Source organism: Variovorax sp. P4_B11 (genome assembly GCF_056402355.1).
In genome coordinates this window covers 78,176-96,466 of sequence record NZ_JBFUHO010000024.1, presented here as the reverse complement: position 1 = coordinate 96,466, position 18,291 = coordinate 78,176, and the positions used below count along the sequence as shown (strand labels likewise).

Below are 18,291 nucleotides of genomic sequence, written 5' to 3'. Positions count from 1 at the left end.
GCCCATGGACTACGCGACCGCCCGGGAACTCGTCGCGGCGCTGCAAGCCGGAACGACCTCGGCCGTCGCCCTGCTGGAGCGATCGGTCGCGCGCATCGAGCGACTCGACCCCGCGCTCAATGCCGTGGTGGTGCGCGATTTCGAGCGTGCCCGCGAGGCGGCCCGGGCCGCCGATGCGGCGCTGGCGCGCGGTGAACGCCGCCCGCTGCTGGGCGTTCCCGTCACGGTCAAGGAAGCCTTCAACGTCGAGGGCCTGCCGACCACCTGGGGCATTCCGGGTACGGGGCAGCCGTCCGCGGCCGAAGACGCGGTGCTGGTCCGACGCCTGAAGGCGGCCGGTGCCGTCGTTCTCGGCAAGACCAACGTCGCGATGCAACTGGCCGACTGGCAGTCCAGCAATCCGGTCTACGGCACCACGAACAATCCGTGGGACCTGGCGCGCACGCCGGGAGGCTCGTCCGGCGGCGGCGCGGCCGCGTTGGCGGCGGGCTATGTCTCGCTCGAGTTCGGCTCCGACCTGGTCGGTTCGCTGCGCGTGCCGGCCCATTTCTGCGGCGTTTTCGCGCACAAGCCCACGCACGGCCTGGTGCCGATGCGCGGCAGCGCGCCGCCGGGCACGCCGGCGCTGTCGGCGGATCCGGCGGTCGACCTCGCCGTGGTCGGCCCGATGGCGCGCAGCGCCGCCGACCTCGCGCTGGCGCTCGATGTGGTCGCCGGTCCCGACGATGCGCAAGCGATCGCCTACCGGCTGGCGCTGCCGCCCGCGCGCCACGCCGCGCTCGCCGATTTCCGCGTGCTGCTGCTCGACGCGCATCCGCTGGTGCCGACCTCGAAGGCGGTACGTTCGGCCCTGCAGCGCCTCGGCGAAGCGCTCGAGCGAGCCGGCTGCCGGGTCGGCCGTGGCAGCCCGCTGCTGCCGGACCTGGCGCGGATTGCATCCTTGTGGGGCCAGCTGCTGTGGGCGCAGCTGGGTGCCGACATGCCGGGCGTCGAAGCCGGCATCAGCCACCGCGACTGGATCCACGCGGACCGCGTGCGCGCCAGCATCGCGCACCGGTGGCGCGCGTTCTTCGCGCAGTGGGATGTGGTCTTGTGCCCGGTCGCGCCGACACCGGCCTTCGCCCATGACCAGGGCGAGATGGAGGCGCGGCGGCTGCGCGTCGACGAACGCGAGATCGCCTACAAGGACCAGTCCCCCTGGTCCAGTCTCGCGACGCTGACCGGCCTGCCCGCGACCGTCATGCCGATCGGGCGGAGCGACGAGGGGCTGCCGGTCGGCATGCAGATCATCGGCCCCTACCTGGAAGATCGCACGACGATCGCCTTCGCCGAGGCCGTGGAGCGCGCGCTCGGCGGATTCGTGGTGCCACGCGACTACGATGCCTGAGGCGTGCGGCCCTTCGGTAGCGCTACCAAGCGCCTAGAATCTGCAGCATGAGCAGCGAGCAGCCCCCCGCCCGACGTGCCCGCCGCGGCAGCGGTGCGGTCACGCTGCACGATGTCGCCAGGCTCGCGGGCGTGGCGCCGATCACCGCCTCGCGGGCGCTGAGCTCGCCCCGGCAGGTGTCGGCCGAGGTGCTGAAGAAAGTCACGGCCGCGGTCGAGCGCACCGGCTACGTGCGCAACGTGCTGGCCGGCGGGTTGGCGTCCACCCGCAGCCGGCTGGTCGCGGCGGTGGTGCCGACGATCGCCGGCCCGGTGTTCCTGCAGACCGTGCAATCGCTGACCCAGGCGCTGGCCGAACGCGGCTACCAGCTGATGCTGGGCCAGAGCGGCTACGTCGATTCGCGCGAGGACGCGCTGCTCGAAGCCATCATCGGCCGCCGCCCCGACGGCATCGTCCTGACCGGCATCATGCATTCACCCGAGGGGCGCAAGCGGCTGCTGGCTGCCGGCATCCCGGTGGTCGAGACCTGGGACCTGACGCCGACGCCGCTCGACATGCTGGTGGGCTTCTCGCACCCCGCCGTCGGCCGCGCGGTGGTCGAATTCCTCCATGCCCGGGGCCGGCGCCGGCTGGCGGTCGTCGCGGGCGACGACGAGCGCGCCTTCCGGCGGCTGCAGGCCTTCCAGGAAGCCGCACGCAGCACCGGGCTGCCCGAGGTGGCGGTGGTTCGGGTGCCGGCGCCGACGACGCTGAAGAGCGGCCGTACGGCGCTGGCGCAACTGCTGCGCGAAGCGCCCGGCATCGATGCCGTGTTCTGCAGTTCGGACCTGCTGGCGCTCGGCGTCATGACCGAGGCACAGGCGCGCGGCGTGGCCGTGCCCGGCCAGGTCGCGGTGGTCGGTTTCGGCGACCTCGAATTCGCCGCCGACCTGCATCCCGCACTGACGACGGTGCGCATCGACGGCACGGCCATCGGCCGCCAGGCCGCCCAGTTCATCGTCGACCGGGCGGAGGGTCGGCAAGTCGGGCCACGGGTGGTGGACATCGGCTTCTCGATCGTCGAGCGCGAGAGCGCCTGATCCGTACAAACCCCTAGTTGATTCTGATTTCTTCCCGGAACGGTAGCGCTATCATTGGTTTATCTAAGGTAGCGCTACCATTTCAAATCACTCCCAGAAGACAGACATGAAGAGATTGTTCGGCAGCTTCGCCCTCGGCCTCGCGGCGCTCGGCGCCCAGGCCCAGGACTGGCCCCAGAAACCGGTGACCCTGGTGGTTCCGTTCCCGCCCGGCGGATCGACCGACATGGTGGCGCGCGCCATCGCGCCGAAGCTCGGCGAGAAGCTGGGCCAGACCTTCCTGGTCGACAACAAGGCCGGCGCCACGGGCACCATCGGCGCCACCCAGGTCAAGCGTTCGGCCCCCGATGGCGCCACATTCCTGGTGAGCTCGCTGGGACCGCTGGTGATCGCGCCGCACCTGATCAAGGGCATGCAATACGACGCGCTGAAGGACTTCGACCTGATCACGGTGGCGGTCCAGGCGCCCAACGTGCTCGTGGTGCCGGCCAAGTCGCCGCACAAGACGGTGGCCGACGTCGTGGCGAACCTCAAGGCGAACCCGGGAAAGATGACCTTCGCCTCCTCGGGCAATGGCTCGAGCGACCACCTCACGGCCGAATTGTTCTGGCAGCAGACCGGCACCAGCGGCCTGCACGTGCCCTACAAGGGCGGCGCGCCGGCGATCACCGACCTGCTCGGCGGGCAGGTCGACGCTTCGTTCCAGAACGTCAACGCGGTGGTGCAGAACATCAACGCCGGCAAGCTGCGAGCGCTCGCGGTCACCGGCGACAAGCGATCGCCGGTGCTGCCCGAGGTGCCCACTGCGGCCGAGGCCGGCATCAGGAACCTCGTGGTCTATTCGTGGCAGGCCATCGTCGCCCCCAAGGGGCTGCCGCCCACGGTGCGCGGCAAGGCGCATGATGCGATGGCCGCCGCGCTGAACGACCCCGCCGTGAAGCAGCAGTTCACCACCATCGGCCTCGAGGTGGTCGCCAACACGCCCGAGCAATTCGCGAAGTTCCAGCAGCAGGAGTTCGCCCGCTGGAAGAAGGTGATCGAGACGGGCAAGATCACGGTGGATTGAGCTCGCCCCCAGGTTGCCCGGCACTTCGTGTCCGGGCGCCCACCCCCGACCGGGGGCAACACCAGCGGCCCGGCGCAGCCGGTTGCGCGGTGTTCCTGGCCTGGGGTATGGATTGGTCCTCGCTTGCTGAACTTTTTTGAATCTCGCCATGCCGAATGAAACCCCCCTCGTCACAGACCTGCGCGTGATCCCGGTCGCCGGCCGCGACAGCATGCTGCTCAACCTGAGCGGCGCCCACGGTCCCTTCTTCACCCGCAACATCCTGGTCCTCACGGACAACGCCGGCCGCACCGGGGTCGGCGAGGTGCCCGGCGGCGAGAAGATCCGCCAGACCCTCGAAGACGCCTGCGATCTGGTGGTCGGCCAGTCGATCGGCCACTGCCAGCGCGTGATGCAGCGGGTGCACAAGCAGTTCGCCGACCGCGACGCCGGCGGCCGCGGCCTCCAGACCTTCGACCTGCGCACCACCATCCACGCCGTGACCGCGATCGAATCGGCGCTGCTCGACCTGCTGGGCCAGCACCTGGGCGTGCCGGTCGCGGCGCTGCTCGGCGAAGGCCAGCAGCGCGATGCGGTCGAGATGCTCGGCTATCTTTTTTATGTCGGCGACCGCGACCAGAGCGATCTGCCCTACGCCCGTGAGCCCGAGGCCGACAACGACTGGTTCCGCCTGCGCCACGAGCAGGCGATGACCCCCGGGGCCATCGTCCGCCTGGCCGAGGCGGCGCGCGACAAGTACGGCTTCAACGACTTCAAGCTCAAGGGCGGCGTGCTGCGCGGCGAGGAAGAGGTGCAGGCCATCGTCGCCCTGCACGAGCGCTTCCCCGAGGCGCGCGTCACGCTCGACCCCAACGGTGGCTGGCTGCTGAAGGATGCGATCCGCCTGATGCGCGACATGCGCGGCGTGGTGGCCTATGCCGAGGATCCCTGCGGCGCCGAGGAGGGCTTCTCGGGCCGCGAGGTGATGGCCGAGTTCCGCCGCGCCACCGGCCTGCCGACCGCCACCAACATGATCGCCACCGACTGGCGCCAGATGAGCCATGCGCTGGCGCTGCAGTCGGTCGACATCCCGCTGGCCGATCCGCATTTCTGGACGATGGCCGGCTCGGTGCGCGTGGCCCAGACCTGCCGCGACTGGGGGCTGACCTGGGGCTCGCATTCGAACAACCACTTCGACGTCTCGCTGGCGATGTTCACTCAGGTCGGCGCCGCCGCCCCGGGCCGCGTGACCGCGATCGACACCCACTGGATCTGGCAGGACGGCCAGCGCCTCACCAAGGACCCGCTGCAGATCGTCGGCGGCCACGTGCAGGTGCCGAAGAAGCCGGGCCTGGGCGTCGAGCTCGACATGGCCGAGGTCGAGAAGGCCCACCAGCTGTACAAGCAGCACGGCCTGGGCTCGCGCGACGACGCCATGGCGATGCAGGCGCTCATTCCCGGCTGGACATTCGATCCCAAGCGGCCGGCCTTCGACCGTTGACCCCCCCAAGGAGCCACCCATGAGAGAAAACCGCCTGCGCACGCTGTGGAAATCGGGGGGCGCCGCGGTCAACGGCTGGCTCGCGATCCCCAACGGCTTCTCGGCCGAGACCATGGCCCACCAGGGCTGGGACTCGCTGACCATCGACCTGCAGCACGGCGTGGTCGACTACCAGGCGATGATTCCGATGCTGCAGGCGATCTCGACCACCGACACGGTGCCCGTGGTGCGCGTGCCCTGGCTCGACCCGAGCGCGCTCATGAAGGCGCTCGATGCCGGTGCCTACGGCGTCATCTGCCCGATGATCAGCACGCCCGACGAGGCCGCGAAGCTGGTGGCCTATACCCACTACGCGCCGCGCGGGACGCGCAGCTTCGGGCCGATCCGGGCTTCGCTCTACGGCGGCGCCGACTATGCGCAGCATGCCAACGACACCATCGTCACCTTCGCGATGATCGAGACCGCCCAGGCGCTCGAGAACCTCGATGCGATCATGTCGGTCGAGGGGCTGGACGCGGTCTACATCGGGCCGTCGGACCTTTCGCTGGCGCTCGGCTGCCGGCCGGTGTTCGACGATGTCGACCCGCCGGCGGCGCAGGCCATCGACCACATCCTCGAGCGCGCCAAGGCGCACGGCCTGGTGGCCGGCATCCACAACGGCACGGCCGAGGGCGCGCTGGCGCGCATCGCCAAGGGCTTCCAATTCGTCACCGTGAGCTCCGATGCGCGAATGATCGCGGCCGGCTCGCAGCAGCTGCTTTCCAGGATGCGCGCCGCACCGGCCGCGCCCGGCTCCTCCACCTACTGAAAGGAAACAGAACATGAAGATCGGATTCATCGGCCTCGGCATCATGGGCGCGCCGATGGCGCAGAACCTGATGCAGGCCGGCCACGAGATGGTCGTGCGCACGCGCAGCAAGGTGCCTGACGCCCTGCAGGGCGCCACCGTCTGCAAGACCAACGCCGAGGTCGCGCGCGCGGCCGAGGTCGTGATCCTGATGCTGCCCGACACGCCCGACGTCGAGCAGGTGCTGTTCGGCGAGGACGGCGTGGCCACGGGCCTGACCCAGGGCAAGACCGTGATCGACATGAGTTCGATCGCGCCGATGGAGACCAAGCGCTTCGCGAAGAAGATCAACGCGCTCGGCTGCGACTACCTCGATGCGCCGGTCTCGGGCGGCGAGGTCGGCGCCAAGGCCGCGAGCCTGACGATCATGGTGGGCGGCGACGCCGCGGTGTTCGAGCGCGCCAGGCCGCTGTTCGAGGCCATGGGCAAGAACATCACCCTGGTCGGCGGCAATGGCGACGGCCAGACCACCAAGGTGGCGAACCAGATCATCGTGGCGCTCAACATTGCGGCGGTCGGCGAGGCGCTGCTGTTCGCGAGCAAGGCCGGCGCCGATCCGGCCAAGGTGCGGCAGGCGCTGATGGGCGGCTTCGCGGCCAGCCGCATCCTCGAGGTGCATGGCGAGCGGATGATCAAGCGCACCTTCAACCCGGGCTTCCGCATCGCGCTGCACCAGAAGGACCTGAACCTGGCGCTCGCGGGCGCGAAGGAAATGGACGTGGCGCTGCCGCAGACCGCGTCCGCGGCCCAGCTGATGCAGTCCTGTGCCGCCCACGGCTGGGACCAGCTCGATCACTCGGCGCTGGTCAAGGCGCTCGAGCAGATGGCTGCCCACGAAGTGGCGAAGGGCTGATCAGCCGAAGGCGGGCAGGCCGAGCCGCATGTAGACCGCGGCGGCCTGCCGGCGCAGCCGCAGCGACTCGGGCTGGCCGTTGAGCTGCTGCTGCAGGATGCCTTGCGCGCCGGCCAGCGAAGACTCGGTGCCGAGGCGCAGCATCGCATCGAGGTACACCTGCTCGAACAGGTCGCGCTGTGCATGGCTGCCGCCGATCTCGACCAGCCGGGGCAGGGCCAGGCCCAATCCATCGATCGCCGCCGCGAAGTCGCCGCGGGCGTGGGCGCGCAGCCCGTGCGCTGCCGGCACGCAGACGCGCTGCCAGGCGTCGCGCGTGGAAGGCGGCGCGTTCGGTGCGAAGGCCTCGATGTTGTGCAGCAGCACGTCGGCCTCGCTGCGCCCGGCGCGGGCCAGCCCGTAGAGGTATTGCAAGTCCAGGAAGGGCAGCACATGGTCGTCGAGCCGCTGCGCCAGGTGCAGGGCCAGGTCGTGCCAGCGCTCGCCGACGTCGATGCCTGCGAGCTCGAAGCGCGCCAGCAGCGAGACCGCACCGATCTGGTCCTGCGAGTAGTCCTTGACCACGCCCCAGACCTCGCGGTCGTAGAGGGCCAGCGCCTCGTCATCGCGGCCGAGGTCGATCAGGAACAGCGCCACGTGCCACCAGTTGTGGGTGACCATGAAGGAGTTGAGTCCGACCCAGGTGTCGCTGAGGGCGCGCATGACGGCCAGCCCCTCGGCGAGTCGCCCTTCGGTCAGCATCACGTGGGCCAGCGCATGGTGGGCCCAGGGCTCCTTGCGGCGCATCATGATGGCCCGTCGCGCGCTGGCCTCGGCCTCGCGCATCAGGTGGCACTGCTCGTAGCCGAAGGCCGCCATGCCGTGCAGGTAGGGCACGTCGCCGGCGGCGGGCAGCGCCGCCAGTGCGAGCCGCAGCATGCCGGGGCAGTCGCCGGTATTGAAGCAGTGGTACTGGCCGAGCTTGAGCGAGGCCAGGTCGCGCGGATGCTCGTTGGCCTGCTCCCGGTGCAGCGCGATCGCGCGCGCGATGTCGCCGGCGGCCCAGGCCGCGATGGCCTCGATGTAGCGCTGCTCGCGCGGCGTGGCGCGCAACGCGCCGGCCTGTGCGCGCTGGAGGAAGGGGCGGGCGTTGGCCGCCGCATCCTTCGATTCGGCGAACAGGTGCAAGGTGGCGCAGTAGGCCTGCACGAGCGGGCTGGCATCTTCGGCGGCGGCCAGCGCGTCGACCGCGCGGGCCTCGCAGGAGATGAAGCCCTCGACGAAGGCATCGATCGCCGGCAGGCTCGCGGCGTCGTCGACCGTGACCGGATTGCCCAGGCTGTCGGTGAAGCGCATGGCGTTGTGCGTTTCGTCCTGCCGATCAGCCGCCCGGCGGTTCGGGCCAGGGCCGCTGCGGATCGCGGATCAGCTCGAAGGCGCGCGAGACCCGGAGCACGCCCAGGTCATCGAAGCGCTGCCCCGCGATCTGCAGGCCGATCGGCAGGCCGCCGGCGCTGTAGCCGCAGTTGATCGAGGCCGCCGGCTGCTCCGACATGTTGAAGGGCACCGTGAAGCCGATGTGCTCCAGCGGGTGCAGCGGGTCGTTGGTGGGCGAGGGCGCCTCGGCCGCGGCCGGCAGGTTCGGCGCGGTCGGCGAGATCACGTAGTCGTAGCGGGCGCAGGCCGCCACGCTGGCCACGCGCGTCGCATGGAACTGGCTGAAGGCGCGGAACACATGCTCGCCGCCGAAGCCCTCGGCGCTCTCGGCCCACTGGCGGATGTAGGGCAGCACCTTGGCGCGCTGTTCGGGCCGCAGCGCCTTCATGTCGACCAGCGATCGCATGCGCCACAGGTGGTCCATGCCCTCGAGCATGGACTGCATCATGAAAGGCGGCATCGGCTCGACGATCGCGCCCGCGCGCTCGAAGAGGCGGGCCGCATGTTCGACCGCGGCGCGGATCTCGGGCGCGACCGCGAGGCCGCAGCCGGCGTCGAGCAGCAAGCCGATGCGCAGGCCACGCAGATGATCGGCGCCCACGTCGAAGCCGGACCAATCGATGTCCTGTGGCGGCAGGCTCATGCTGTCGCGCGCATCGGCGAGCGTCAGCGGCGCCATCATCAGCGCCGCATCGGCCACTGTGCGCGTCATGGGGCCCGCGGCGCGCCCCATGTAAGGTGGGTCGATCGGGATCCGGCCCAGGCTGGGCTTGAGCGTGAAGATGCCGCACCAGGCCGCCGGCAGCCGCAGCGAGCCGCCGATGTCGGTGCCGATGTGCAGCGGCCCGTAGCCCGCGGCCGCCGCGGCGCCGGCCCCGGCGCTCGATCCGCCGGGCGTGCGCGAGAGGTCCCAGGGATTGCGCGCCGGCGCATGGAAGCTCGACAGTCCCGAGGACAGCATGCCGTAGTCGGGCATGGTGGTCTTGGCCAGGATCACCGCGCCGGCTTCCTTCAGCCGCGCCGCGGGGGGCGCGTCGGCCGCGGCCGGTCGCAGCTCGGTCGCCGCGGTGCCGGCCGGCATCGGATCGCCCCGGGTTGCGATGTTTTCCTTGATCGTGGTGGGCACGCCGTCGAGCGGGCCCAGTGGCTCGCCTCGGGCCCAGCGCGCCTCGGCCGCGCGGGCCTGTTCGAGCGCAGACTCGGGACGCAGCAGCCAGGTGGCCTGAAGGTGCGGCTCCCAGCGCTCGATGTGCGCGAGCACCGACTGCGTGACTTCGACCGGCGAAAGACGCTTCTCGCGGTAGCCGGCGATCAGTTCCTGCGCCGACAGCTGGTACAGCGCGCCGGTCACGACCAGGACAGCGCCGCCAGGTCGTTGGCGAAGATCGGCATCTCCTTCCAGAGGCCCTTGACGCCCTTCTTCGCGATGACCGGGAACTGCGGCTGGAACAGGAAGGCGTTGGCCGCGTCGTTGGCCAGCAGGCGCTGCGCATCGCCCAGCAGCTTGTTGCGCTCGGCCGTGTTGCCGGTCGCCTTGATCTTGTCGAACAGCGCGTTGAATTCCTTCGACTGATAGCCCCAGTAGTAGTCCGACTTGGCGTAGTTGCCGAGGTCGAAGGGCTCGACGTGCGAGACGATGCTGAGGTCGTAGTCCTTGTTGCCGTAGGTGCCGCTCAACCATTGGGCCCATTCGACGTTCTGGATCTTCACGTTGATGCCGATCTTGGCCAGCTGGGCAACGATCACCTCGCCCCCCTGGCGCGCATACGGCGGCGGCGGCAGCGTCATCGTGAGTTCAAGCGGCGTCTTCACGCCGGCCTCGGCCAGCAACTGCTTGGCCTTCTCGATGTTGAAGGGATTCACGCCCGTGGTGTCGACATAGCCCGCCGCGCCCGGCACGTAGTGGCTGCCGATGGGTACGCCGAAACCGTCGGCCGCACCCTCGATCACCGCCTTGCGATCGATCGCCATCGAGATCGCGCGCCGCACGCGCACATCGTCGAGCGGCTTGCGCTTGTTGTTGATCGCCAGGATGGTCTTGGCCCGCGAGCCCCCCAGGATCACCTGGAACTGCGGGTTGTTCTTGAACTGCGGCACCACGCGCGTGGCGATGCGCGGGAAGGCATCGACGTCCCCGGCCAGCAGCGAGGCGGCCTGGGCCGCCGGGTCGGAGATGAAGCGGAAGGTGACCTTGCTGAGCTTCGCCGCACCCGGATTGCGGAAGCCGTCCCACTTGCTCAGCACCAGCGAGCTGCCCTTGTTCCAGCTGTCGAGCTTGTAGGGTCCGGTGCCCACCGGCTTGGTGGCGTTGGTGTCGGCGCTCTTGGGCTCGACGATGACGGCCGTCGCCTGGCCCAGCACGAAGGGCAGGTCGGGGTCGATCTCCTTGTTGATGAGCACCACCGTGTAGTCGTCGACCACCTGGGTGCTGATGTTGGCGAAGGTGCGCTTGTCCTTGTTGGTGCTTTTTTCGCCGCCGGCGCGGTCGAAGGAGAACTTGACCGCCTGCGCGTTGAAGGGCTCGCCGTTCTGGAACTTGACGCCGCGGCGCAGCTTGAAGGTGTAGGTGCGCAGGTCGGGCGAGACCTCCCAGCTCTCGGCCAGCAGCGGCGAGACGCTGCCGTCGGCATTGATCTTGGTCAGGGTCTCGAGGATGTTGTACTGGACGATCTCGGCGATCGCGGCGGCGGCGCCGGCGGTCGGGTCCAGGCCCGGCGGTTCGAGCGTCATGCCGATCACCATCGAGTCCTTGCGGCCCTGCGCCAGCGCGGCTTGCGGCAGCGCGAGCGGCACGGTGGCGAGTGCGGCGGTGGTCAGGAGGGTACGGCGATTCAGCATGGTTCAGGGCTCCAGGGAAAAGCAGGTAGGGAAATACAACGTTACATCATCGCCAACGGGCGTCCGCAGGGCAAGCATTTGCTCATGCAGAAGTCAGCGGTTCGGGCCGCGGCACGGCCGCCAGCAGCGCCTGGGTGTACGGATGCTTCGCGTGCGCGAAGAGCCGCTGCGGCGCCCCGCGCTCGACCACGATGCCGCGGTGCAGCACGCAGACTTCGTCGCACAGGTGGTTCACCACGGCCAGGTCGTGGCTGATCAGCAGGTAGCTGATGCCGAACTGCTGCTGCAGGTCCTGCATCAGGTTGAGCACCTGGGCCTGCACCGAGACGTCGAGCGCGCTGACCGGCTCATCAGCGACGATCAGCTTCGGCCGGGTGATCAGGGCGCGCGCGATCGCGATGCGCTGGCGCTGGCCGCCCGAGAACTCGTGCGGGTACTTGTCCATGTCGGTGCTGCGCAGGCCGACGGCGGCGAGCGACTCGGCCGCGCGCTCGCGCTGCGCCTTGCGCGGCAATTCGGCCAATGCTTCCAACGGCTCGGCGACGATCCGCGCCACGGTCTGGCGCGGGTCGAGCGAACCGTAGGGATCCTGGAACACCATCTGCACATCGCGCCGCGCGGCCCGCAGTTCGTTCTTCGGCAGTGCGTGCAGGTTGCGACCGAGCAGCCTGACGCTGCCCGAGGTCGGCCGGTCCAGCGCCATCACCAGCCGTGCGATGGTCGACTTGCCCGAGCCCGATTCGCCGACGATGCCCAGGCTCTGTCCGGGCCGGACGCTGAAGCTCACGCCGTTGAGCGCCTGGACCAGCGGAGGCGGCCCGAAGAGGCGCTCGCGCGGCAGCGTGTAGTGGCGCACGAGGTCCGTGACTTCGAGCAGCGGGGCGGACTTCGGGTCGGGGTCGAAGCGATGTTCGGTCACGCTGCAGCTCCTTCCTCGGCGGCGATCTCGTCGAGCCGGATGCAGCGCACGCGGTGGTCATGCGGCAGCGGCACCGGTGGCGGTCGCGTGGCCTGGCAGGCATCGACGGTGAAGCGGCAGCGGCCCGCGAAGGGGCAGCCCGGCGGCAGGTCGACCAGCTCGGGCACGCTGCCGCGGATGGTCGCGAGCTTGACGCCGCGCGGCGCGCCCAGCGCCGGGCGGGCCGCGAACAGGCCCTGCGTGTAGGGATGGGCGCGCTCGGCGAAGACCGCGGCGGTCGGACCGCTCTCGACCACGCTGCCGCCGTACATCACGAGCATCTTCGAGACGCTCTCGGCGATCACGCCGAGGTCGTGCGAGATCAGGATCAGCGCCATGCCGCGCTCGGCCACCAGGCCGCGGATCAGCTCGAGGATCTGCTTCTGGATCGTGACGTCGAGCGCGGTGGTCGGTTCGTCGGCGATCAGCAGGTCGGGCCCGCAGGCCAGCGCCATCGCGATGCCGATGCGTTGCCGCTGGCCGCCGGAGAACTGGTGCGGATAGGCGTCCAGGCGCGATGCGGCATCGGGAATGCCGACCCGCTCGAGCAGCGCCAGCGCTTCCTTGCGCGCCTCGGTGGCCGACAGCCCGCGGTGCAGCCGCAGCGGTTCGCCGACCTGGCGCGCGATCGTGTGGACCGGGTTCAGCGCGGTCATCGGCTCCTGGAAGATCATGCCGATGCGGTCGCCGCGGAGCCGGCACATCTCGCGCTCCGGCAGGCCGACCAGCTCGGTGCCGTCGAAGCGGATGCTGCCGCTGACCTTGGCGCTGGATGGCAACAAGCCCATCAGCGATTGCACCGTGATCGACTTGCCGCAGCCGGACTCGCCGACGATGCCCAGCGTTTCGCCGCGCTCCAGCGTGAAGCCGATGCCGCGCACCGCTTCGGCCGGGCCGCGCTGCGTCTGCAATTGGACATGGAGGTCGTTGACTTCGAGAAGGGGCATGGGGGATTCAGCGGGCGCGGGCAAGGCGGGGGTCCAGCAGATCGCGCAGGCCGTCGCCGAGCAGGTTGAGGCCCAGCACCGCCAGCGCGATCGCCATGCCGGGGAACACCGCCAGCAGGGGGGCCTGGAACATCATGGTCTGGGCTTCGCTCAGCATGCGGCCCCACGAAGGCTGCGGTGGCTGCGTGCCGAGGCCGAGGTAGGAGAGCGCCGCTTCGGCCAGGATCGCGACCGCGAAGCGGATCGTGATCTGCACGATCAGCACTGCCGAGATGTTCGGCAGCACATGCTGCATCGTGATCGAGAAGGCGCCCTTGCCGCAGGCCCGCGCCGCCGCCACGTACTCGCGCGACCAGATCGCGTTGGCGGAGGCGCGCGTGATGCGCGCGAAGGTCGGGATGTTGTAGATGCCGATGGCGATGATCGCGTTGACGATGCCGGCGCCGAACACCGCGGTCATCATGATCGCCGACAGGATCGCCGGGAAGGCCATCGTGAAGTCGGTCAGCCGCATGATCGCCTCCTCGACCCAGCCGCGCTTCGCCGCGGCCAGAAGCCCGAGCGCGGTGCCGACCGTGAGGCCGATGCCGACCGCGATGACGCCGACCAGGATCGAGGCGCGGGCGCCGACCAGCAGCAGCGTGGCGACGTCGCGGCCGAAGGTGTCGGTGCCCAGCCAATGGGTCCAGCTCGGCTTCTGCAGCTTGCTCGCCAGGTCCATCTCGTAGGGCGACCAGGGCGTCCAGACCAGCGAGACCGCCGCCGCCAGGATCAGCAACAGGCTCAGCACGGCGCCGATCGTGAAGCTGCGGTGCCGCAGGGCGCGGCGCCAGAAGCCCGGCACCTTGAAGGCGGCCGCGCTCGGCACGGCGGTGGGAAGGGCGCTCATGTCGCTGCGCTCATATGTCGGAAGCCTTGATGCGCGGGTCGATCACGGCGTACAGCACGTCGACCACGAAGTTGACGATGACGACCATCGCGGCCAGCAGCATCACGCAGTTGCGCACCACGATCAGGTCGCGGTTGCTGATGGCCTGGAAGATCAGCCGGCCGAGGCCCGGCAGGTAGAAGACGTTCTCGACCACGATGGTGCCGGCCAGCAGTTCGGAGAACTGCATGCCCATCACCGTGACCACCGGAATCATCGCGTTGCGCAGCACGTGGCTCCACAGCACGGCGCGCTGCGACACGCCCTTGGCGCGCGCGGTGCGCACGAAGTCCTCGCGCATCACCTCGAGCACCGCCGAGCGCGTGATCCGCGCCAGGATCGCGGCCTGCACCACCGCCAGCGACAGGGCCGGCAGCAGCAGTGCCTTGAGCCCCGGCAGGATGCCTTCGCCCCAGCCCTCGAAGCCGCCGGCAGAGAACCACTGCAGCTGCACCGAGAAGACCAGGATCAGCAGGATCGCGAACCAGAAGTTGGGGATCGCGATGCCGACCTGCGTCAGCCCCATCAGCCCGACGTCGCCGAGCTTGTTGTGGCGGGCCGCGGCGGTCACGCCGACCGCCAGCGCCAGCACGGTGGTGAAGGCCATCGCCAGCAGGGCCAGCGGCACGGTCAGCGCGAGGCGTTCGAGGATCAGGTCGAGCACCGGCGAGCTGTAGGCGTAGCTGTCGCCGAGCTCGCCCGTCAGCAGCCCGGCGATCCAGTGCCAGTAGCGGGTCCAGGCCGGCTGGTCGAGGCCGAGCTTGGCGGCCAGCGCGGCCACCGCCTCGGGTGCGGCGTCCGGGCCCATGAGCATCTGCGCGGCATTGCCCGGCAGGATCTCGAGCACCAGGAAAACGATGACGGATGCGCCGACCAGGGTCGCGATCAGGGTCAGGAAACGCTTGAAGAGAAACAGACTCATAGGGCGGGCCGCAGCATAACCCGACACGCAACGTCCATGCCCGAGTCGATCGATAATCGACCCCATGGCTCTCATGATCACCGACGAATGCATCAACTGCGACGTCTGCGAGCCGGAGTGTCCCAACGACGCGATCTACATGGGCGCAGAGATCTACGAGATCGACCCGCACAAGTGCACCGAATGCGTGGGCCACTTCGACGAACCGCAGTGCGTGCAGGTGTGTCCGGTCGCCTGCATCCCGACCCACCCGGGCTACGTCGAAACCCGCGAGACCCTGTGGCAGAAGTTCGAGCGGCTCGCGGCAGCCAAGGCCGCCAAGGCGGCGGCGCAGGCGGACCCGGCCGCCGCCCCGGCGCCCTAGCTTTTCGGGTCGTTCGCGGCGCCCGCCTTGGGGCGCCTCTTCTTGCCCGGCGCCGACGGATCCTGCGGGCTCAGGTACTGCGGATCCTTTCTTGCCTTGCCCTTTTTCATTGCGGTGTCCCGAGGCTCCGGCGCGGCCTCTCGCGCCCGGGGCGCGTTGTCGATCAGCGCCGCTTGCCCGGGCCCCTGCGCAGCTTCGAGCCGTAGCCGATCGCGTTCCATGCGCTGCGCCTCGGCGCGGGCTTCCCGCGTCGCCCGGTCGGCTTCGCGTTTGCGTGCCGTGCTGGGGGCTTCATCGAGCGGCAGGGCCCGGCCGGCATTGCAGGGCTGGTCGGTGTAGGTATCGCCGCAGCGCCAGACGCCGCTGACGCCTTGCGCCTGCGCGGCCCAATGAATGCAGGCGCCCGCCAGCAGCAGGCTGCCCCGGCTTGCGATTCGTGCGTGTGACAGTCTCATTCTTGTTGTCTCCCTGTTCCTTCTCTCTCTTGCTTCCGCTACCCCGCGGCGGGTGCACCCCCGTCGCCGGGCTCGCGCCGCGGAGGTTTGGGGCGCGGCGGCTTGCTCGTGTGAATGAGCAGGGTCGCCTTGTCCATCTCGCCAGCCACCAGGGCCGGAAAGGCGTGCAGCGTGCGCACGATCGCATCCTCGATCGCTTCGCGTTGTTCCTTCAGCGGCTTCTTCAGCACCCAGTTCACGACCTCGGATTTCACGCCCGGGTGGCCGATGCCGAGCCGCAGCCGCCAGTAGTCGCCGGTGCCGAGCTGGGCATGGATGTCGCGCAGGCCGTTGTGGCCGGCGTGGCTGCCGCCGAATTTCAGCTTGGCCTGCCCGGGCACCACATCGAGTTCGTCGTGCGCGACCAGGATCTCGTTCGGCTCGATCTTGAAGAAGCGCGCCAGCGCGGCCGTCGACTTGCCCGACAGGTTCATGAAAGTCTGTGGCTCGAGCAGCCAGATCGGCTTGCCGCCGATCTGCGTGCGCGCCACCAGCCCGTGGTAGCTGCGTTCGGGCGTGAGCGTGAGCTTCAGGTCGCGGGCCAGCGCGTCGATCCACCAGAAGCCGGCGTTGTGGCGCGTGGCTTCGTATTCAGGGCCCGGATTTCCGAGGCCGACAAACAGCTTGATCATGGGAATGGATTGTGACTTGCGCCCGACAAATGAAAACGGCCCGCACTGGGCGGGCCGTCGAAGCGATGAACGCTGCTGTCCGAAGGATTACTTCTTCTTCGCGGGCGCCTTGGCCTCGGCCTTGGCGGCCGGTGCCGCAGCACCTTCGGCCGGGGCGCCTTCGGTGCCGGCGGCCGGCTCTTCGGCGACCAGCGGCGGCACGGCCGAGACCAGCACCGGGTTGACCTTGCCGTGGCTCACGAACTTCACGCCCTTGGGCAGCTTGATGTCGTTGACGTGCACGGTGGCGTTCTTGGTCAGGCCCGACAGGTCGACCTCGATGAACTCGGGCAGGTCGGCCGGCAGGCAGCTGACTTCGAGTTCGGTCATCACGTGGTTCACGAGGTTGTGGTCGAGCTTGACGGCGGTCGACTCTTCCTCGCCCTTGAAGTGCAGCGGCACCTTGACCGTCATGCGGGTGCGGGCGTCGACGCGCTGGAAGTCGACGTGCTGCACGAGCTGGCGGAACGGGTGGTATTGCACGTCGCGCAGCAGCACCTTGGTGGTGGCGCCGGCAAGTTCCATCTCGAGGATCGACGAGTGGAAGGCTTCCTTCTTGAGGGCGTACCACAGCGCGTTGTGATCGAGCTCGATCAGTTGCGGCTGGCCTTCGCCACCGTAGACGATACCGGGCGTCTTGCCCGTGATGCGGAGACGGCGGCTCGCACCCGTGCCCTGCTTGGCGCGCTCATAAGCGACGAATTTCATGGATAACTCCTGTGGAAGTCGACCGCGACCAGTGCGACTCCGGTTTCAAAATGGGCTTCCGCTGCGGAAAGCCCGGCTCTTCTCTCGGAACAGGCTTTATGGAAATCTCAGAAGAGATTTTCCTGGTCCGAGAACAAACTCATCACCGACTCGCCCTTGGCGATGCGCTGGATCGTCTCGGCGATCAGCGGCGCCACGGACAGCTGGCGGATCTTGGTGCAGCCGGTGGCGCTGTCGCTCAACGGGATCGTGTTGGTCACGACCACTTCGTCGAGCGCGCTGCCCTGGGCGATGCGCTCGATCGCGGGGCCCGAGAAGATCGGGTGCGTGCAGTAGGCATACACCTTCTTCGCGCCGCGTTCCTTCAGGACCTCGGCCGCCTTCACCAGCGTGCCGGCGGTGTCGATCATGTCGTCCATGATCACGCAGTTGCGGCCGTCGATCTCGCCGATCACGTGCATGACCTCGCTCACGTTGGCGCGCGGACGGCGCTTGTCGATGATCGCGAGGTCGCAATTCAATTGCTTGGCCAGCGCCCGGGCGCGGACCACGCCGCCGACGTCGGGCGAGACCACGATCAGGTCTTCGTAGTTCTTCTGGCGCAGGTCGCCCAAAAGCACCGGCGACGCATAGATGTTGTCGACCGGGATGTCGAAGAAGCCCTGGATCTGGTCGGCGTGCAGGTCCATGGTCAGCACGCGGGCCACGCCCACTGTTTCGAGCAGGTTGGCCACCACCTTGGCCGAGATCGGCACCCGGCTCGAGCGCGGACGGCGGTCCTGGCGCGCATAGCCGAAGTAGGGGATCACGGCACTGATGCGCTCGGCCGAAGCGCGCTTGAGCGCGTCGACCATGATGAGCAGTTCCATCAGGTTCTCGTTGGTCGGCGCGCAGGTCGACTGCACCACGAAGACATCGCGGGCGCGGACGTTCTGGTTGATCTCGACGGTGACTTCACCGTCGGAGAAGCGACCGACGCGCGCGGCGCCGAGCGAGGTGCCCAGGTGCTGCGAGATCTCGGCGGCAAGGCCCGGATTGGCGTTGCCGGTGAAAACCATGAAGTCAGGGTGTTGAACCTGCATGAGTGCGTCCCGGCAATGCGAAGTGGCTCTTTGAGGAGCCGCCAAAAATCTCTTGAATGAATTTGGCAGGGGAGAAAGGATTCGAACCTTTGCATGCTGGAATCAAAATCCAGTGCCTTAACCAGCTTGGCGACTCCCCTACACGGGTCGACGACCAAGGTCGCCAACCGATATATGTCGCACCAGGACGCGTGAGCGGCCTGATAACTATCAATTCAGATCGCGTGAGCGGCCTGATATCTACCACGTCA

General features: G+C 69.0%; 18 protein-coding genes and 1 tRNA gene. 7 read left to right on the top strand and 12 right to left on the bottom strand.

Annotated features, from left to right (window positions below; translation table 11 throughout):
• The first annotated feature begins 4 nt into the window (after positions 1 to 4).
• The 6 genes from AC1DYD_RS21385 (at position 5) to AC1DYD_RS21360 (ending at position 6,712) form a co-directional block, all read left to right on the top strand.
• A complete protein-coding gene (locus AC1DYD_RS21385; RefSeq protein WP_478174752.1) occupies positions 5 to 1,387 on the top strand; it encodes an amidase family protein in 1,383 nt (460 codons plus the stop codon).
• Positions 1,388 to 1,434: 47 nt separating this feature from the next.
• Positions 1,435 to 2,466 carry a LacI family DNA-binding transcriptional regulator gene (locus AC1DYD_RS21380; protein WP_478174751.1) on the top strand — a complete coding sequence of 344 codons (1,032 nt, stop codon included), beginning with the start codon at positions 1,435 to 1,437 and terminating at the stop codon, positions 2,464 to 2,466.
• 106 nt (positions 2,467 to 2,572) lie between these two features.
• Positions 2,573 to 3,532 carry a Bug family tripartite tricarboxylate transporter substrate binding protein gene (locus tag AC1DYD_RS21375; RefSeq protein WP_478174750.1) on the top strand — a complete coding sequence of 320 codons (960 nt, stop codon included), beginning with the start codon at positions 2,573 to 2,575 and terminating at the stop codon, positions 3,530 to 3,532.
• Between the two features lie 148 nt (positions 3,533 to 3,680).
• The gene (gudD, locus tag AC1DYD_RS21370; RefSeq protein WP_478174749.1) at positions 3,681 to 5,012 is read left to right on the top strand and encodes a glucarate dehydratase; all 1,332 of its coding nucleotides are present in this window, start codon (positions 3,681 to 3,683) and stop codon (positions 5,010 to 5,012) included.
• Between the two features lie 19 nt (positions 5,013 to 5,031).
• Positions 5,032 to 5,820 (top strand): HpcH/HpaI aldolase family protein, encoded by a 789-nt coding sequence (locus AC1DYD_RS21365; protein WP_478174748.1) that lies wholly within the window; start codon positions 5,032 to 5,034, stop codon positions 5,818 to 5,820.
• A 13-nt stretch (positions 5,821 to 5,833) separates the two neighbouring features.
• Complete coding sequence (locus AC1DYD_RS21360) at positions 5,834 to 6,712, top strand: 2-hydroxy-3-oxopropionate reductase (RefSeq protein WP_478174747.1); 879 nt, start codon at positions 5,834 to 5,836, stop codon at positions 6,710 to 6,712.
• Here the strand turns inward: AC1DYD_RS21360 and AC1DYD_RS21355 are convergent, their stop codons facing one another.
• The 7 genes from AC1DYD_RS21355 to AC1DYD_RS21325 all read right to left on the bottom strand — a co-directional run bounded on the left by AC1DYD_RS21355 (position 6,713) and on the right by AC1DYD_RS21325 (position 14,721).
• Positions 6,713 to 8,047, bottom strand: coding sequence for a tetratricopeptide repeat protein (locus tag AC1DYD_RS21355; RefSeq protein ID WP_478174746.1), 1,335 nt, complete (start codon positions 8,045 to 8,047; stop codon positions 6,713 to 6,715).
• A 25-nt stretch (positions 8,048 to 8,072) separates the two neighbouring features.
• On the bottom strand, positions 8,073 to 9,479 hold the full coding sequence (locus AC1DYD_RS21350; RefSeq protein WP_478174745.1) for an amidase: 1,407 nt from the start codon (positions 9,477 to 9,479) through the stop codon (positions 8,073 to 8,075).
• Complete coding sequence (locus AC1DYD_RS21345) at positions 9,476 to 10,966, bottom strand: ABC transporter substrate-binding protein (protein WP_478174744.1); 1,491 nt, start codon at positions 10,964 to 10,966, stop codon at positions 9,476 to 9,478. The genes AC1DYD_RS21350 and AC1DYD_RS21345 overlap by 4 nt, the downstream gene beginning before the upstream one ends.
• An 82-nt stretch (positions 10,967 to 11,048) precedes the next feature.
• Positions 11,049 to 11,885, bottom strand: coding sequence for an ATP-binding cassette domain-containing protein (locus AC1DYD_RS21340; protein ID WP_478174743.1), 837 nt, complete (start codon positions 11,883 to 11,885; stop codon positions 11,049 to 11,051).
• Entirely contained in the window at positions 11,882 to 12,871 is a 990-nt protein-coding gene (locus tag AC1DYD_RS21335) for an ABC transporter ATP-binding protein (protein WP_478174742.1), read from the bottom strand. Before AC1DYD_RS21335 ends, AC1DYD_RS21340 begins: the two co-directional genes overlap by 4 nt.
• Before the next feature lie 7 nt (positions 12,872 to 12,878).
• Complete coding sequence (locus AC1DYD_RS21330) at positions 12,879 to 13,760, bottom strand: ABC transporter permease (protein ID WP_478174741.1); 882 nt, start codon at positions 13,758 to 13,760, stop codon at positions 12,879 to 12,881.
• 10 nt (positions 13,761 to 13,770) lie between these two features.
• Entirely contained in the window at positions 13,771 to 14,721 is a 951-nt protein-coding gene (locus AC1DYD_RS21325) for an ABC transporter permease (RefSeq protein WP_478174740.1), read from the bottom strand.
• Between the two features lie 64 nt (positions 14,722 to 14,785).
• Here AC1DYD_RS21325 and AC1DYD_RS21320 point away from each other — a divergent pair, with 64 nt between their 5' ends.
• Positions 14,786 to 15,085: a YfhL family 4Fe-4S dicluster ferredoxin gene (locus AC1DYD_RS21320; RefSeq protein WP_478174739.1), complete on the top strand. Its 300-nt coding sequence runs from the start codon at positions 14,786 to 14,788 to the stop codon at positions 15,083 to 15,085.
• Here AC1DYD_RS21320 and AC1DYD_RS21315 read toward each other — a convergent pair.
• The 5 genes from AC1DYD_RS21315 to AC1DYD_RS21295 all read right to left on the bottom strand — a co-directional run bounded on the left by AC1DYD_RS21315 (position 15,082) and on the right by AC1DYD_RS21295 (position 18,180).
• The gene (locus AC1DYD_RS21315; protein WP_478174738.1) at positions 15,082 to 15,540 is read right to left on the bottom strand and encodes a hypothetical protein; all 459 of its coding nucleotides are present in this window, start codon (positions 15,538 to 15,540) and stop codon (positions 15,082 to 15,084) included. The two genes, AC1DYD_RS21320 and AC1DYD_RS21315, sit on opposite strands and share 4 nt — an antisense overlap.
• A gap of 38 nt (positions 15,541 to 15,578) precedes the next feature.
• On the bottom strand, positions 15,579 to 16,211 hold the full coding sequence (gene pth / locus AC1DYD_RS21310) for an aminoacyl-tRNA hydrolase (protein ID WP_478174737.1): 633 nt from the start codon (positions 16,209 to 16,211) through the stop codon (positions 15,579 to 15,581).
• Between the two features lie 87 nt (positions 16,212 to 16,298).
• The gene (locus AC1DYD_RS21305; RefSeq protein ID WP_478174736.1) at positions 16,299 to 16,958 is read right to left on the bottom strand and encodes a 50S ribosomal protein L25/general stress protein Ctc; all 660 of its coding nucleotides are present in this window, start codon (positions 16,956 to 16,958) and stop codon (positions 16,299 to 16,301) included.
• A 107-nt stretch (positions 16,959 to 17,065) separates the two neighbouring features.
• On the bottom strand, positions 17,066 to 18,040 hold the full coding sequence (locus AC1DYD_RS21300) for a ribose-phosphate pyrophosphokinase (protein ID WP_478174735.1): 975 nt from the start codon (positions 18,038 to 18,040) through the stop codon (positions 17,066 to 17,068).
• A gap of 63 nt (positions 18,041 to 18,103) precedes the next feature.
• Positions 18,104 to 18,180: transfer RNA gene (locus tag AC1DYD_RS21295), tRNA-Gln, on the bottom strand.
• Between the last annotated feature and the right edge of the window lie 111 nt (positions 18,181 to 18,291).